Raw genomic sequence first — 16783 nt, 5'->3', positions numbered from 1 at the left:
AGCGACGGCTTCGGCCACCGCTTCGGCGGTCTCTTCGCTCTTCACCGAACCGGTCGCATCCGATTCGGCGGCTTCGGGAGCGGCCGCTTCTTCAACCTCGGGTTCCGGGGCCGGAGCCGCAGCGGCTTCCTTCGCCGCCTCTTCAGCGTCGGCCAGCTTCTGGGCCTTTTCCTCGGCGCGTTCCTTGGCCTTCTCGCCCGGAACACCCTTGTTGGGGTTGTTGCGCGCGGCGCGTTCCTTGATGCCGGCGGCGTCGAGGAAACGGGCGACGCGGTCGCTCGGCTGGGCGCCGACGCTCAGCCAGTGCGCGGCACGCTCGGCGTCGAGCTTGACGCGCTCGGGATTATCCTTGCCGAGCAGCGGGTTGTAGCTGCCGATACGCTCGATGAAGCGGCCGTCGCGCGGGCTGCGCGAATCGGCGACGACGATCTTGTAATAGGGGCGCTTCTTGGAGCCGCCGCGCGAAAGGCGAATGGAGGTAGCCATGATGTAGTCCTTCTTTCTAATTCAATTCAAACTTGGGTTTTCGTAAACTCTGGATCCCCGCTTTCGCGGGGATGACGGCCTGTCGGGACCGTCATTTCTTCTTGTTCATCAAATTGGCGAGTTCGGGCGGGATCGCCCCGCCGCCGAGGCCGGGCAGCCCGCCGAGACCGCCGCCTCCGCCGCCCATTCCTCCGCCCCCGCCCATACCGGGAATGCCGCCGCCCTTGCCGAACAGCGCGCCGAGCCCCTTGAGGCCGCCCATCTTGCGGATACGCTTCATCGCGGTCGACATTTCCTGGTGCATCTTAAGCACCCGGTTGACCTGCTGCACCGTCGTCCCCGAGCCGTTGGCGATGCGGATCTTGCGCTTGGCGGTCAGAATTTCGGGCTTCGCGCGCTCCTTGGGGGTCATCGAGCCCATGATCGCGTCGAAGTGGATCAGCATCTTGTCGTCGGCGCCGCTGTCGGCCATCGCCGCCTGCGCTTTCTTGAGGCCGGGGATCATTCCCGCGAGCGCGCCGAGGCCGCCCATGCGGCGCATCTGGTTCAATTGCGTGCGAAGATCGTCGAGGTCGAACTGGCCCTTCGCCATCTTCGCCGCCATCGCCTCGGCCTCTTCGGCCTGGATCGTCTCGGCGGCGCGTTCGACGAGGCTGACGACATCGCCCATGCCGAGGATGCGGCCCGCGATGCGCGAGGGCTGGAAGAGTTCGAGCCCGTCGAGCTTTTCACCGGTGCCCGCGAACTTGATCGGCTTGCCGGTGACCGCACGCATCGACAGCGCGGCACCGCCGCGCGCATCGCCATCCATGCGGGTCAGCACGACGCCGGTCAGCGGCACCTGGTCGGTGAAGCGCTGCGCGACCTGCACCGCATCCTGCCCGGTCAGGCTGTCGACGACGAGCAGCGTCTCGGCCGGGTTCGTCGTACGCGACACCGCCTGCATCTCGTCCATCAGTTGCTGGTCGACGTGGAGGCGGCCCGCGGTGTCGAGCATGAGGACGTCGAAGCCTTGCAGCTTCGCCGCCTGCAGCGCGCGCTGCGCGATCTCGACCGGCTGCTGGCCCGCGACGATCGGCAGGGTCGCGACGTCGATCTGGCTGCCGAGCACGGCGAGCTGTTCCTGCGCGGCGGGGCGATTGACGTCGAGCGACGCCATCAGCACCTTCTTGCGCTCCTTGTCCTTGAGGCGCTTGGCGATCTTCGCGGTCGTGGTGGTCTTACCCGACCCTTGCAGGCCGACCATCATGATGACGGCGGGCGGGGTGACGGCGAGTTCGAGTTCGGCGGTCTCCGACCCGAGCATCTCGGTCAGCGCGTCGCTGACGATCTTGACGACCTGCTGCCCCGGCGTGACCGAACGCAGGACATTCTGGCCGATCGCGAGTTCGGTGACCTGATCGACGAAGCTGCGCACCACGGGCAGCGCGACGTCGGCCTCGAGCAGGGCGATTCGCACTTCGCGCATCGCCGCGCGCACGTCGGCCTCGGTCAGCGCGCCGCGGCCGCGGAGCTTTCCGAAAACATCGCCAAGCCGATTGCTCAGACTGTCGAACATGCGCTTTTTCAACCTTCTGACGACCGCAACGCAAAACACGCCGGTGAGCGAAACCTCGCCAACCAGCGGTATCCGTGGACAGGTTTTCCGTCGCGGATGTCGTATCTGCCCGGGTGCAAGATGCGCCCGAACGCGGCGCTTTTACGCAAAAGCGGGGAGAAAGGCAAGGCCGGCCCCGTCTGCACTTAACGCAAATTTCACCGCTCGCAGCCAATATGCAGGACATGGTGGGGAATGAATCTATGACATTATGGCCGAAGTCTCGCGACCGAAGCGAGGATGCGCGCCGCGACGTCGTCGCCGGCGGCATCGTCGTCGCCGGCATATTGCTGTTCGTCGGCACCGGCGGCAGCGTGATGCAGTCGATCGTGCAGACGCTCGTCGGCATCGGTGGCGGCCCCGACAAGGTGTTGGCGATCGCGCTGATCCTGAATGTCGCGCTCCTTCTCTTCGGCTGGCGGCGCTATGAGGATCTGAACCGCGAAATCCGCGAGCGAACCGAGGCGGAACAGCGCGCGCGCTACCTCGCCGACACCGACCCGCTCACCGGCTTCCTCAATCGCCGCGCGCTGCTCGTCCAGGGCCAGCGGTTGATCACCGACGCGACATCGAACGGGCGCCACGTCGCCTTGTTCCTGCTCGACCTCGATCATTTCAAGACGGTCAACGACATCCACGGCCACGCGGCCGGCGACCGCGTGCTGCAGGTCGCGGCCGAGCGCATCAGCAGCGTGCTGCCGCCGACTGCCGCCAAGGCACGACTCGGCGGCGATGAGTTCGTCGCGATGCTGTCGTTCGAACCCGCCGCGCGCGCCAGCATCGACGCGCTCGCCGCGGCATTGGTCGCCGCGCTTGAGGATAATGTCGCGCATGATTCGCAGCAGATCCGCGTCGGCGCATCACTCGGCATCGCGCTCGCCACCGATGCCAGCATGACGATGGAAACAATGGTCCGCCAAGCCGACATCGCCATGTATCACGGCAAGGACGAAGGGCGGAACCGCCACATCTGGTTCGAGCAGGGCATGGAAATGGCGGTCCAGGTCCGCAACCAGATCGAGACCGGGATTCGCGACGGCATGCCGCGCGGCGAATTCATCCCCTATTTCGAACCGCAGGTCGATATCGCGACCGGCCGGCTCGTCGGCTTCGAGATGCTGATGCGCTGGGAATCGCCCGAATATGGCCTGATCCCGCCCGAACGCTTTATCCCGGTTGCGGAGGACAGCGGCCTGATCGGCGAACTGTCGCTCCAGGTCATCGGCCGTGCGATGGAGATCGCCAAGGGCTGGGATCCGTCGATCGTCCTCGCGGTCAACATCTCGCCGCAGCAACTGAAGGACCCCTGGTTCAGCCAGAAGCTGACCAAGCTGCTCGTCGAAACGGGCTTCCCGGCCAATCAGCTCGAGGTCGAGATCACCGAAAGCTCGCTGTTCGAGAATCTGCCGCTCGTCCGCTCGATTGTCACCAGCCTCAAGAATCAGGGGGTGTCGCTCAGCCTCGACGATTTCGGCACCGGCTACAGCTCGCTGTCGCACCTGCGCGCGCTGCCGTTCGACCGGATCAAGATCGACCGCAGCTTCATCGCCGCGATGCGCGGCAGCCCCGACGCGCTGGCGATCGTCGTCGCGATCGTCCGGCTCGGCGAAAGCCTGGCGATGCCGATCACCGCCGAGGGGGTTGAGGACGAGGCGACCGCGATCGAACTCACCCGGCTCGGCTGCTCGAAGGGGCAGGGTTGGTATTACGGCCGCGCCGCGTCGATCGACGACACCGCCCGCCTGCTCGCCGACCGCGGCCTGCTGCGCGCGCCGATGCTGCCCGAGGCGGCGAGCGAGGAAGCAGAATTGCGCAAGAGGGCGTGATCTCGGACGCAGCAGGCCGCTCGTCGAAAAGATGCCGCACCAGGGAGTTTCACGCGAAGACGCGAAGACGCGAAGAAGATCGCGGATGAATCTCATGCTTCTCCTGTCGCCGCAGGCGACCTTGAAAGGCGCTTCGCGCGATTGGCAGTCTACGCAGATGCCATGACGCGACATCCTTCGCGTCTTCGCGGCTTCGCGTGAAACAATATAGCGCGTCGCTCTCGCACAACGCGGTGCCGACGCCTCGCTAGACTTCCCTGCACTGCATCCCTAAATGCGGCCCATGGCGGACCGCTTCACCAAGATGCATGGACTGGGCAACGACTTCGTCGTCATCGACGCGCGCGAGAAGGCGGTCGCGATGACCCCGGCGCGCGCGCATGCGATCGCCGATCGGCGGCACGGCATCGGCTGCGACCAGCTCATCCTGCTCGAACCGTCCGAAAAGGCCGATGTGAGGATGCGTATCTTCAACGCCGACGGTGGTGAGGTCGAGGCGTGCGGCAACGCGACCCGCTGCGTCGCGACGCTGCTGGCACGGCCCGCAGTGATCGAGACGCTGGGCGGAATGCTGCGCGTCACCCCCGCCGACGGTGGCGCCGAAGTGACCTTGGGCGAACCCGTCTTCGACTGGGAGGCGATTCCGCTCGCGATGCCGATGGACACGCGCGACATGCCGGTCGCGTGGGACGAGCTGGAGCGTGGCGCCGCGGTGAATGTCGGCAATCCGCACATCATCTTCTTCGTGCCCGAGGCCGACGCGGTGCCGCTCGCCGAACTCGGCCCGCGGATCGAGACCGACCCGCTGTTTCCCGAACGCGTCAACGTCAATGTCGCGAGCCTCGATGGCGAGAACCAGCTGCAGCTTCGCGTCTGGGAACGCGGCGTCGGGCTGACGCAGGCGTGCGGCACCGGGGCCTGCGCGACCGCCGTCGCGGCGATCCGCGCCGGGCTCGTCGCATCGCCGGTCACCGTGTCGCTGCCCGGCGGCGACCTGATCATTCGCTGGGCGCCGGGCGAGCCGATCGTGATGAGCGGCGCCGCGACGCGCGTCTTCGACGGCGAGACCGACTGGGCGCGCTTCGGATGAGCCTCCTTGCCGCCGACCGGCAGGAGGTCGTCAATTTCGGCTGCCGCCTCAACATCGCCGAGGCCGAGGCGATCCGCGCCGCCGCGCGCGAGGCAGGCGCGCGCGACACGATCGTCTTCAATAGCTGTGCCGTGACCGACGAGGCCGTGCGGCAAGCGCGTCAAGCGGTACGCCGCGCGCTGCGCGAGCGGCCCCAGGCTGACGTCGTGGTGACCGGCTGCGCGGCGGAGCTGGAGGCCGAACGCTTCGCGGCAATGGGCGCGCGGGTGGTGGCAAACGATGCGAAGGGGTTGGCGGAGAGTTATAGTCAAAACCCCACACCGTTCCCCCGCGAAGGCGGGGGTCCATCTTCCGCCGGTGTCATTTCGAACCCACCGGAGATGGGTCCCCGCCTTCGCGGGGACACGGCATATTATTCCCCCGCCCTGTCCGGCCCGGATCACGCGCGCGCCTTCCTCGGCGTCCAGACCGGCTGCGCGCATAGCTGCACCTTTTGCGCGACGGTGATGGCGCGCGGCACGGCGCGTTCGGCGACGGTCAACGCCGTGCTCGACGCGGCGCGGATCGCATGGGATCGCGGCCAGCGCGAGATCATCCTGACCGGGGTCGACCTTGCGAGCTATGGCGACGACAGCGGGACAACGCTCGCCGCGCTGATCGAGGCGCTGCTTGGGCTGCCGATCGAGCGCCTGCGTCTTTCGTCGCTCGACCCGAACCGCATCGACGACGCCCTGTTCGCGCTGCTGACAGAGGAAAAGCGCGTGATGCCGCACGTCCATCTGTCGCTTCAGGCGGGCGACGACATGATCCTGACCCGCATGAAGCGCCGCCACCGCCGCGCCGACGCCGTCCGCCTGACCGAACGGCTCAAGACCGCGCGCGCCGACATCGCCATCGGCGCCGACCTGATCGCCGGATTTCCGACCGAGGATGACCAGATGTTTGCCCATACAATGGCCCTGATCGACGATTGCGACATCGTCTTCGGCCATATCTTTCCCTACAGCCCGCGCGCCGGAACCCCCGCCGCGCGAATGCCGCAGGTCGGCCGCGCCGTCGCGCGGACGCGCGCCGCGCTGCTGCGCGAGGCCAATATGCGGCGGCGCCATGCGTGGCTGGACGCGCAGGCGGGCCGCACCGCAACGATGCTCGTCGAGCGCGACGGGTTGACCGGCCATGCGGAGAATTTCGCGCCGCTGACGCTGACCGCACCCGCCGAACCCGGTACCATCGCCCGGGTCCGCTTGACCGCGCGGGACGGCGACCGGATGATCGCCGAAAGGCTGGACGCATGACCGGACAGAGCTGGAGCGACCGGCTGCTCGGCGGCCTCAAGCGCACGTCGGAGCGGCTCGGCGAAAATCTGTCGGGGCTCACCGGCAAGTCGCGGCTCGACGACGAGGATCTCGACCGCATCGAGGAGGCGCTGATCACCGCCGACCTGGGCCCGGTCATGGCCGCACGCATCCGCGACCGGCTCGCCGAGCGCCGCGACGTCGCCGCGAACGGGACCGAGGAATTGCGCGGCATCGTCGCCGAGGAAATCGCAGCGGTGCTGCGCCCGGTCGCCGAACCGCTCGACATCGACGCCTTTCCGCGCCCGCAGGTGATCCTCGTGATCGGGGTCAACGGGTCGGGCAAGACCACGACGATCGCCAAGCTCGCGCACCTGTTCCAGGAACAGGATTATGGCGTGATGCTCGTCGCGGGCGACACTTTCCGCGCCGCCGCGATCGGGCAATTGAAGGTCTGGGCCGAACGGCTCGGCATCCCGATCATGGCCGGTCCCGAGGGCGGCGATTCGGCCGGCATCGTGTTCGACGCGGTCAAACAGGCGACCGCGACCGGCATCGACGTGCTGATCGTCGACACCGCCGGGCGCCTCCAGAACAAGCGCGAGCTGATGGACGAGCTCGCGAAGATCAAACGCGTTCTCGGCCGCCTCAATCCCGCCGCGCCGCACGATGTCGTGCTGGTGCTCGACGCGACGACGGGGCAGAATGCGCTGTCGCAGATCGACGTGTTCCGCGAAGTCGCCGGGGTCACCGGCCTCGTCATGACCAAGCTCGACGGCACCGCGCGCGGCGGCGTCCTTGTCGCCGCGGCCGAACGCCACGGCCTTCCCATCCACGCGATCGGCATCGGCGAGACGATCGACGACCTCCGCCCCTTCGACGCCGACGAGATCGCGGGCATCATTGCCGGAAACATCCGATGAGCGACCAACTTGAACAGCTTCCCGGCGGCCCCGAAGCCGTACCTGCGCCGCCGCCCGCCAAGCATGGCTGGCTGAATTTCGCGATCGATTTCGGGCCGCTGCTCGTCTTTTTCGTGACTTATAAATTCACCTCTGGCGGCAGCGGCGCCTTTGCCGCGACGACCGGCGCGATCAAGGGCACCATCGCCTTCATGGTCGCGATCGTCGCCGCGATGATCGTATCGAAATGGAAGCTCGGCCGGATTTCGCCGATGCTATGGGTATCGAGCATCCTCGTCCTCGGTTTCGGTGCGCTGACCATCTGGTTCCACGACGAGCGCTTCATCGTGATGAAGCCGACGATCATCTATGCCGCCTTTGCGGCGCTGCTGCTCGGCGGCTGGGCGCTGGGCAAGCCGATGCTCAAATATCTGCTGCAATCGGCGCTCGAAGGCGTGACCGAAAGGGGCTGGCTGCTGCTGTCGCGCAACTGGGGGCTGTTCTTCGCCGCGCTCGGCGTCGCCAACCATGTCATGTACGAACTGATCCAGGCGAAGCAGATGAGCTTCGATGCGTGGCTGACGATCAAGGTCTGGGGCGTCACCGCCCTCTCCTTCCTCTTCACGCTGACGCAGGTTCCGGTGATGCTGAAGAACGGGCTGGCGGTGCCCGAAGAAAGCTGACTTCCCCTCCCGCTTGCGGGAGGGGAGAAGACTTAACCCTCCACCGCCGCCTTGTGCATGCGGCCGTTCAGCACATAATGCTGTACGCCGACCTGCATTCCCGCGGCTTGCGCGTCGTCGATGTCGCGCACGCGCCGTGCGGGAGCGCCCGCCCACAGTTCGCGCGCGGGAATGTCCTTGTTCTCGGTGAGCAGCGCGCCCGCGGCGAGCATCGCGTCGCTGCCGATGCGGCAGCCGTTCATCACCGTCGCCTTCAACCCCACGAAAGCGCGGTCGGCAAGCGTGCAGCCGTGCACCATCGCCATATGGCCGATCAGCACATCCTCGCCGATGATCGTCGGAAAACCGTCGGGCCGGTGCGGCATCGGGCCGTCGCAATGGACGACGCTCCCGTCCTGGATGTTCGACCGCGCGCCGACGACGATGCGGCTGACGTCGGCGCGCAGCACGCAATTGTACCAGATGCTGACATCGGGGCCGATCGTCACGTCGCCGATGATCCGGCACCCCGGCGCGATGAAGGCGCTGGGGTCGATCTGCGGCGTCTTGCCGTTGACGGTGATGATGCTGACGTCGGTATAGGTCATTCGCGTTGTCCGATCAGATGGCCCCAAAACAGGACCGGCAGGGTCGACGCATAATCGTCGGTCCAGCGTTCGAAATGCGGCCGCGATTCGAGCGGCACCCATATACCGTCCTTCGCCGCCTCCGTGCGCGGCTCGAGACCGTCCGTCAACTGGCCGAGGCGCTGCGGTGTCGCGGTCAGCGCCACCCAGTTCGATCCGGTCAGGTTGCTGAAATCCTCGTCGGCCGCGCCTTCGTCGGGCGACGGGTCGATGCGGATCGCCGCCGACCAGCCGCGCGCCTTCGCCTCCGCCGCCAGCACGGGTTCGAGGTCGAAGAAGCGATTCGAGATATGAATCAGCAAGATGCCGTCCGGTTTCAGCGCGCGCGCATAGATGCCGATCGCTTCGGCCGTCAGCAGGTGCAGCGGAATGGCATCCGACGAAAAGGCGTCGATGATCAATATGTCGAACTGCGCCGCGGGCTGCTGTGCGATCCGCAGCCGCGCGTCGCCGATCACGATCGGCACATCGGGGGCGCAGCGGCTGATGAAGGTGAATTTCGACGGGTCGCGCGCGATTCGCGCCATCGCCGGGTCGATCTCGAAGATCGTCCAGCGCTGCCCCGGGCGGCGGTAGCAGGACAGGGTTCCGGCGCCGAGCCCGACGAGCCCGACCGCAGCGCGCGGCCCGGCGAGCGCTTCGGCCTTGTCGAGCGTCAGCCCGACCCCCGACTGGTGGCCGTAATAGGTGGTCGGCTCGAACTGATGCGGCGCATCGGTGCGCTGGAGCCCGTGCAGCGTCGTCCCGTGCGCAAGGCGGCGCTGGTGGCGATACGGATCGTCGGTCACCGTATAGACGCCGAAATAGCTGCGCACGCGCATTCCGGTCACGCTTTCCTGAAGCGTGCTCCATCCCCCGACGCCGATCATCAGCAGCGCGAGAATCGAAACGAAGGCCCAGCGCCAGCCGATGACGAGGAGGCCGGCGGCGAAGATGGCGGCGCCCCAGACCGCCACGGCTCCCTCGAAGCGGCCCGCCCATTCGCCCGTCATCTTCCAGCAGGCGAAGATCGCGAAGGCGACCAGCAGCGCGGCGATAGCGCGCGCCCGGCCCGGCGACAGTTTCGGCCATGCGTCCCACGGGAACAGCGCCGGGAGCGGCAACAGCATCGCGGCGGCAAGGACGAGCAGCGGATGCTCGTAGACCCAGTCGAAGATCAGCGGGGCGATCAGCGCGGCGAACAATCCGCCGAGCACCCCGCCCGCCGACATGATGAGGTAAAAGAGCGTCAGATGCTCCGCCGCGGGCCGCAGATGATAGAGATAACCGTGGAGCGCGACCGCCACGATGAACAGCATCGCGAGCGCCGCGAGCGCGACGAGCATCGTCCCGCCGCCGGTGCTGAGCAGCGCCAGCCCGCCGATCGCCAGCAGCACGGCCGGGGCGATGGTCGTGAAAATCTGGGTCAATCGCTCGGCGGTCGAGAAAGCGATGACGAAGCTAAGGAGATAGAGGCCGAGCGGCAGCACCCAGAGCAGCGGCATCGCGACGATGTCGGTGGTGAGGTGCGTCGTCGTCGACAGCATCAGCCCCGACGGCACCGCCGCGAGCAGCAGCCAGTGCAACCGGCGGCGCAGCGAGGGCGGCGGCTCGGAGCCATCGGCAACATCCGCTTGCACGGCATGGGCGTGCCAGCGCGCCGCCGCGCTCGCCGCGACGAGCAGGACGAGCACACCGTAACCCGCGCTCCACCCCCAGCTTTGCGCCGCTAGCGGCATCGCCGGCTCGACCAGCGCGGGATAGCTGATCAGCCCGGCGAAGCTGCCGAGGTTCGAGGCGGCATAAAGATAATAGGGATCGCCGGCGCGCGCATCGGCCGCGAACCAGCGTTGCATCAACGGCGCCTGCGCCGACACGACGAAGAAGACCGGGCCGATCGACGCGAGCAGCAGCAGCGGCACCCACAGCGCTTCCTGCCCCGGCGCGGGCGGCGCGATGTTCGCGATGCCGATCGGCAGCCACAGCGCCGCGACGAGGAACAGCGCGACATGGATCGTCGCCTGGCGGCGCACCTCGAAACGGGTGAGCCAATGGGCATAGGCATAGCCGCCGAGCAGCAGCGCCTGATAGACGAGCATTGCGCTGTTCCAGACGGCGGGCGCGCCGCCCAGCTTGGGCAGAACCATCCGCGCCACCATCGGCTGAACCTGGAACAGCAGGAAACTGCCGACGAATATCGTCAGCACGAACAGCCAGCGGCGCGGCGTTGCGGACAGGCGATCGATCATGCCGCCGTCCACGCCCCGCGCGCAATCGAATATGCGACATCCGCGTCGCGCCACGACCGCATGACCAACCGCGCGGTCTCGATCATCCGTTCAGCAACCGCGCCGCGTGGAGCGCGTGATAGGTCAGCACGCCCGAGGCGCCCGCGCGGCGGAAGGCGAGCAGGGTTTCGAGGACGAGCGCATCACGGTCGCCCGCGCCGACCGCCACCGCGGCCTCGATCATCGCATATTCGCCCGACACCTGATAGGCATAGACCGGTACCGCGAAATGATCCTTTACTGCGCGCACGACGTCCAGATAGGGCAGGCCAGGCTTGACCATGACGCTGTCGGCGCCTTCCGCCAGATCCATCTCCACCTCGCGCAGCGCCTCTTCGACGTTCGCGGGGTCCATCTGATAGGTCTTCTTGTCGCCCTTGAGCAGCCCGCGCGAACCGACCGCGTCGCGGAAGGGACCATAGAAGGCCGAGGCATATTTGGCGGCGTAGCTCATGATCTGGACGTGCCCGAAGCCCTCGATCTCCAGCGCTTCGCGGATCGCGCCGACGCGGCCGTCCATCATGTCCGAAGGCGCGATGATGTCGGCCCCCGCGCGCGCCTGATTGAGTGCCTGCCCGACCAGCACCTCGACCGTCTCGTCGTTGAGGACATCGCCCGCCTCGTCGATCAGCCCGTCCTGCCCGTGGCTTGTGTAGGGATCGAGCGCGACGTCGGTGAGCACACCGATGTCGTCGCCGAGCGCCTGCTTGATCGCGGCGGTGGCGCGGCACATGAGATTATCGGGATTGAGCGCTTCCGCGCCATCCTCGCTGCGCCGCCCGGCCTCGGTATAGGGAAAGAGCGCAAGGCACGGGATGCCCGCCGCCGCCGCGTCCTTCGCGCGCTCGACGAGCCGGTCGACCGACCAGCGCGATACGCCCGGCAGGCTCGCGATCGGCTCCTCGGTGCTCGATCCGGCGCAGACGAACAGCGGCCAGATCAGGTTCGACGGGGTCAGATGATGCTCGCGCACCATCGCGCGGCTCCATGCCGTGCGGCGGCTGCGGCGCAGGCGCAGGTCGGGAAAGGGGGCGTGAGTCATGCCCGCGTGCATAGCGGCGCGAAGCGCAAGGGCAAATAGCATTCATCCCCTGCCGCTTGCAGGAGGGGGAAAGCTAGATCCCTTCGCCCGCGCGCTTTGCGGCGACATCGCCGAGCGACCCGAGCTTCGGCCCTTCGACCGGCTTCGCCGCGACCGGAGCGAGCGCCGCGCCGGGCGCGATCGACGTGAGCTGACGGATGCGCGCGCGGAAGTCGGCGAGCGCCTGCCCTTCCAGCCTGGCGCGGGTGACGAAGGCGATCGACAGCGGGTTCACCGGAACGCCGTTGCGATAGACTTCATAGTGAAGATGCGGGCCGGTCGAGAGGCCGCTCGATCCGATATAGCCGATCACCTGCCCGCGCGTCACATGCTGGCCGGGCCGCACCGCGATACGGCTCATATGCCCATAGCCGGTGCCGAGCCCGCCGCCGTGGCTGAGCTTCACATAATTGCCATAGCCGCCGGTGCGACCGGCGACCTGCACGACGCCGTCGCTGACCGCGAAGACCGGACCGCCGTAACCGCCGCCCATGTCGATGCCGCGATGCATCCGTACATAGCCGAGGATCGGGTGGCGGCGCATTCCGAAGGGCGAGGTGATCCGACCGTTCGTCGGACGCACCATGCCGCTGCGCTGCTCGCCCGCGCCCGACGCCTCGAACCATTGGAGACGGCCGTCGACGGTCCATTCGATCATCGACAGCTTCGGCTTGCCGCCGCGGACAAGACCCGCATAGAGCAATTTGCCCGTTTCGCTCTCGCCCGTTTCGGCGCGGCGATGCTCGACGATGATGTCGAACTCGTCGCTCGCGCGGATGTCGCTGCCGACCGAAAGCTGACGGCCGATGACGCGCAGATAAGCCTGGATCGATTCGGGCGAAGCGCCCGCGGCGCGCGCCGAGCGATAAAGGCTGTCACCGACGCGGCCGCGGATGCGCAGCGGCGTCGCATCGACCGCGATCGGGATGCGGCGCATCACCAGCCGCCCGTCGATCCGCTCCATCTCGATGCGCAGGTCGAAGCGCGCGCGCATCGCGAGCGCGTCGACCGGGCGCGGCATGGTCCGCGCGGCGCGGCGGCCGAGGATCAGGTCGATCCGCGTGCCCGGCGCGATGTCGGCGAGCGGCACCGCGCCCGCGACCTGGCTCGCAAGTGCCTCTGCATCCTGGCTGCCGACGCCCGAGCGTTCGAGCACGCGGGCAAAGCTGTCGCCCTGGCCGAGCGTCGCGGTGAGTTCGATCTGCGGGCGTTCGGGGGTCTGGGCGAGCGGCCGTACGGCGTCGGTCGCGGCCATGTGGCGGCCGGTATCGCCACCGAACGCGAGCGGCACGATCATCTGCGCGCGCGCTTCGTTGAAATCGGCGGCATCGAGTGCCGCGGCGGGCTGTTCGAGCGGCTGCACGCCGGGATAGGTTGCAATGGCAGCGCCGCACAGCAGGGTCAGCGTCGCTAGCCCCCGCCACCATTCGCCCGAACCGATATTGTCGCCAAGGTCGGGAACGAGATCGAGCAGCGCAAGCCGGTCGCGCCAGGACAGCGCCGGTTCGGGCGCGGCGTCCGCGCGCCGCAGGCCGATCGCCTGCGACATCGTGAGGGCGGCCGCATTGCCGGACATCCCCGCGATGGGTTCGTGACGCTGGAACAAAAGCAACCCCCGTTCGACGGGCCTCCCGACCCGGCCGTCGAATGATCTTTTCGACCGCCGATCTGTAAACAAAGGCCGTTAAAGTCAATTTAACGCCCCACCTCCTCGCCCGCCTTGCGGCGGGCCGTGCGGAGGCCGGGATATGATGCGGCCCCTCGTCGATCCGCCTCATATTCGGGTCCGCTTCCTTCACTCTCACGCAAAGGCGCAAAGACGCGAAGAAGGAAGAAAATAGAGAAGCTCACACAAAGACACAAAGAGGGCGGCGCGCACATTAAGCGCGGTGAAGAGCCGCGCGAAGCGCATTTGATACAGTCGCCTGCGGCGACAAGCCGACGCCGCAAATCGCGCGCACCCTCTTTGTGTCTTTGTGTGAGGCATTTCTTCTTCTTCGCGCCTTTGCGCCTTTGCGTGAGATCATCATCGCAACACCCACCGGAAAAAGGCGGGACCACGCCAGGAGCGACGGACGAAATCGCCGCTCTTCGTCGATCCCCTGTTGCGCTGCAGCGCGCGCCATGCCAGCTTGGGGCAAAGACAATGACGGCATCCTCTTCCAGCCCGGTCAAGGCCGTCCTTGGCCCCACCAACACCGGCAAAACCCATTTGGCGGTCGAGCGCCTGACCGCCCATTCGAGCGGGATGATCGGCTTTCCGCTGCGCCTGCTCGCACGCGAGGTCTATGACCGCGTCGTGGCGATGAAAGGGCCGGCACAGGTTGCGCTGGTGACGGGCGAAGAGCGGATCATGCCGCCCGAGGCGCGCTACCTTCTGGGCACGATGGAAGCGCTGCCGGTGGAACGCGACGTCGCGTTCGTCGGCATCGACGAGGCCCAGCTCGGCGCCGATCCCGAACGCGGCCATGTCTTCACCGACCGGCTGCTCCGCGCGCGCGGGCGCGAGGAGACGATGATCCTCGGCTCGGCGAGCCTCAAGGGGCTCGTCCGCGATCTGGTGCCCGAGGCAGAGATCGTTACCCGCCCGCGCTTTTCGACACTGAGCTATGCCGGCACCTCGAAATTGTCGCGGCTGCCCAAGCGCTCGGCGGTTGTCGCCTTCTCGGCCGAGGAAGTTTACGCGATCGCCGAGATGCTGCGCCGCTTTTCGGGCGGCGCCGCGGTCGTCATGGGCGCGCTCAGCCCCAAGACGCGCAACGCCCAGGTCGCGATGTTCGAGGCGGGCGAGGTCGACTATCTCGTCGCCACCGACGCGATCGGCATGGGGCTCAACCTCGACGTTCAGCACGTCGCCTTCGCGAGCCTGCAGAAATTCGACGGCCGCCGCCTGCGCCGCCTGACCATTTCCGAAATGGCGCAGATCGCGGGGCGCGCCGGGCGGCACCAGCAGGACGGCAGCTTCGGCACCGTCGGCACCCCGCAAGGCGGCTTCACGCCCGAGGAGATCGCAGCGATCAAGGGGCATCATTTCCCGCCGCTCACCAGCCTGTTCTGGCGCAATCCGGCGCCGCGTTTCGACACGCTCGAAACGCTGCTCGCCGATCTCGCGCTGCCGCCCGCGCAGCCGAGCCTGCGCGCCGCGCCCGAGGCGGTTGACATCGCGGTGCTGCGGCATCTCGCGGGCGACATGGAGGTGCGGATGCGCGACGGCGAGCCCGAGGCGGTCCAGCGCCTGTGGGACGTCTGCGGCCTGCCCGATTTCGAGCAGCTCGGCGCCGAGCATCACAGCCGCACCGTCCTCAAGCTATGGCAATGGCGGACGAGCGGCGACGGGATGGTCGATCCCGACTGGTTCGCGCGGCGTCTCGCGCGGCTCGACGACACCGACGGCGATATCGACCAGCTCGCGAGCCGCATCGCCGCCGTCCGCACGCTTTGCTTCATCGCCCAGCGCGGCGACTGGATCGCCGGCGGCGCGGGCTGGACCGAGCGGACGCAGGATCTCGAATCGCGGCTTTCGGACGCGCTGCACGCCGCGCTCGCCCAGCGCTTCGTCGATCGGCGGCTCGCGCTGCTGCTGCGCGACGCGGGCCAGCGCCACACCGCGCTGCCCGTCGCGGTCGCCGCCGACGGCACCGTCGCGGTCGATGGCGAGGCGATCGGCACGCTGAACGGATTCCAGTTCAAGGTCGACGCGCGCGCCCGCGCGAGCGATCATCGCCTGCTCCTCGCCGCCGCCGAAAAGCATCTGCGCGACGAATTGGCGCGCCGCGCCGCGACGCTCGCGGCGGGCGAGGATCAGGCGCTGTCGCTGGTCAGCGAAGCGGGCGCGCCGCCGCGGCTGGCCTGGCACGGCCATATCGTCGCGACGCTGGCGCGCGGCCCGACGCTCGTTCAGCCCGCGATCCAGATCGACGCCGCGCTCCGCCGGTTCGAGCCGCAGCAGGTGCAGGCGATTTCCGAACGGTTACAGGCTTTCGTCGCCGAGCAGCTTGCGCGCCACGCCGCACCGCTCGCGGCGATGGGCGAGGCGGCGGGCGACCTCTTCACCCCACCGCGCGTCCGCGCGCTGCTCGCCGCGCTCGTCGACGGCGGCGGCACGGCCCCGCGTGCCGCGGTCGAGGCGCAGCTCGCGGCAATGACCGCCGAGGAGCGGCCGCAGCTTCGCAAGCTCGGCCTCACCGTCGGCTCGCTCGACATCTTCCATCATCAATTGCTGAAGCCCGAGGCGGTGCGCTGGCGCGCCGCGCTGCTCGCCGCGCAGCAGGGCGAGCCGGTCCCGGCGTTGCCGCCGCAGGGCGCGGTGTTGCAGAAGACGGGCAATCACGCCGGGCTGCGCATCGCGGGCTTCCGCCGCTGCGCCTCGGGATGGCTGCGTATCGACATGGCGGAAAAGCTGGCGCGCCAGGCGCACGCCGCGCGCATTCAGGCCGCCGCGCCGCCGACTTCGCCTGTCGTCGGCGGCGACGCGCATCATCAGGAAGAGGAGGCAGGCGAAGACGTCCATGCCGCGCCGCCGCCGGGCTTCGCGATCGACCCCGCGCTCGCCACCTCGCTCGGCCTCGACGAGGAAGCGCGGCGCGCGCTGCTCGCCAGCTTCGGGTTTCGGAGCGTCGGAGACCCTCTGCTGCAACGCTGGCGCTGGTCGGGCCTCAAGATCGCCGACAAGGGCCCGCGTCGCAAACGGGGCAAGCCGAACGAACGGGCAGAAGCGCGGGCACGGTCCGGGCCTGCTGGCGAACGCCCGCATCCGCCCGCCAAGCAGGGCAAGGGCCGGCGCGGCAAACCGGCCAAGCCGCCGAAGCCATCCGATAGCGCCGGCCGCGCGCCACGCGCCGATCGTCCCCAGCGTCGCGGCCCCTCGCCGAACAGCCCCTTCGCCGGACTTGCGGCGATGCTGGCCGAGGCCCGCAAGGATTGATGGCGC

11 protein-coding genes and 1 pseudogene are annotated in these 16783 nt (G+C 68.1%); 6 read left to right on the top strand and 6 right to left on the bottom strand.

The features are described 5' to 3' along the window. Positions 1 to 18: 18 nt before the first annotated feature. Together rpsP and ffh are read right to left on the bottom strand one after the other, a co-directional pair. Positions 19 to 486: pseudogene (gene rpsP, locus NP825_RS23545) on the bottom strand (30S ribosomal protein S16); the annotation flags it as partial. Between the two features lie 91 nt (positions 487 to 577). Further along, positions 578 to 2044 (bottom strand): signal recognition particle protein, encoded by a 1467-nt coding sequence (ffh, locus tag NP825_RS00990; RefSeq protein ID WP_257547667.1) that lies wholly within the window; start codon positions 2042 to 2044, stop codon positions 578 to 580. Positions 2045 to 2286: 242 nt separating this feature from the next. Here ffh and NP825_RS00985 point away from each other — a divergent pair, with 242 nt between their 5' ends. From NP825_RS00985 to NP825_RS00965, 5 genes are all read left to right on the top strand, one after another. Next, a complete protein-coding gene (locus NP825_RS00985; RefSeq protein ID WP_257547664.1) occupies positions 2287 to 3909 on the top strand; it encodes a bifunctional diguanylate cyclase/phosphodiesterase in 1623 nt (540 codons plus the stop codon). Between the two features lie 283 nt (positions 3910 to 4192). Next, entirely contained in the window at positions 4193 to 4999 is an 807-nt protein-coding gene (gene dapF, locus NP825_RS00980) for a diaminopimelate epimerase (RefSeq protein ID WP_257547662.1), read from the top strand. Beyond that, positions 4996 to 6294 carry a MiaB/RimO family radical SAM methylthiotransferase gene (locus tag NP825_RS00975; protein ID WP_257547660.1) on the top strand — a complete coding sequence of 433 codons (1299 nt, stop codon included), beginning with the start codon at positions 4996 to 4998 and terminating at the stop codon, positions 6292 to 6294. Before dapF ends, NP825_RS00975 begins: the two co-directional genes overlap by 4 nt. Next, complete coding sequence (gene ftsY / locus NP825_RS00970) at positions 6291 to 7217, top strand: signal recognition particle-docking protein FtsY (protein ID WP_257547658.1); 927 nt, start codon at positions 6291 to 6293, stop codon at positions 7215 to 7217. Before NP825_RS00975 ends, ftsY begins: the two co-directional genes overlap by 4 nt. Then, a complete protein-coding gene (locus NP825_RS00965; RefSeq protein WP_257547656.1) occupies positions 7214 to 7879 on the top strand; it encodes an inner membrane-spanning protein YciB in 666 nt (221 codons plus the stop codon). Before ftsY ends, NP825_RS00965 begins: the two co-directional genes overlap by 4 nt. 32 nt (positions 7880 to 7911) lie before the next feature. Here NP825_RS00965 and NP825_RS00960 read toward each other — a convergent pair whose 3' ends face one another. The 4 genes from NP825_RS00960 to NP825_RS23540 all read right to left on the bottom strand — a co-directional run bounded on the left by NP825_RS00960 (position 7912) and on the right by NP825_RS23540 (position 13429). Beyond that, positions 7912 to 8466, bottom strand: a complete 555-nt coding sequence (locus tag NP825_RS00960; RefSeq protein WP_257547654.1) for a gamma carbonic anhydrase family protein — start codon at positions 8464 to 8466, stop codon at positions 7912 to 7914. Next, entirely contained in the window at positions 8463 to 10733 is a 2271-nt protein-coding gene (locus tag NP825_RS00955; RefSeq protein WP_257547652.1) for a spermidine synthase, read from the bottom strand. The genes NP825_RS00960 and NP825_RS00955 overlap by 4 nt, the downstream gene beginning before the upstream one ends. A gap of 82 nt (positions 10734 to 10815) precedes the next feature. Beyond that, the gene (gene hemB / locus NP825_RS00950; RefSeq protein WP_257547649.1) at positions 10816 to 11814 is read right to left on the bottom strand and encodes a porphobilinogen synthase; all 999 of its coding nucleotides are present in this window, start codon (positions 11812 to 11814) and stop codon (positions 10816 to 10818) included. Between the two features lie 73 nt (positions 11815 to 11887). Further along, positions 11888 to 13429 carry a M23 family metallopeptidase gene (locus NP825_RS23540; protein ID WP_306998000.1) on the bottom strand — a complete coding sequence of 514 codons (1542 nt, stop codon included), beginning with the start codon at positions 13427 to 13429 and terminating at the stop codon, positions 11888 to 11890. A gap of 570 nt (positions 13430 to 13999) precedes the next feature. Between NP825_RS23540 and NP825_RS00940 the strand changes: the two genes are divergently transcribed. Beyond that, on the top strand, positions 14000 to 16777 hold the full coding sequence (locus NP825_RS00940; RefSeq protein WP_257547647.1) for a helicase-related protein: 2778 nt from the start codon (positions 14000 to 14002) through the stop codon (positions 16775 to 16777). Positions 16778 to 16783 lie beyond the last annotated feature (6 nt).

Origin of the sequence: Sphingopyxis sp. DBS4 (genome assembly GCF_024628865.1) — a bacterium.
Classification (GTDB): Bacteria; Pseudomonadota; Alphaproteobacteria; order Sphingomonadales; family Sphingomonadaceae; genus Sphingopyxis.
This window is presented reverse-complemented; position numbering and strand designations above follow the sequence as displayed.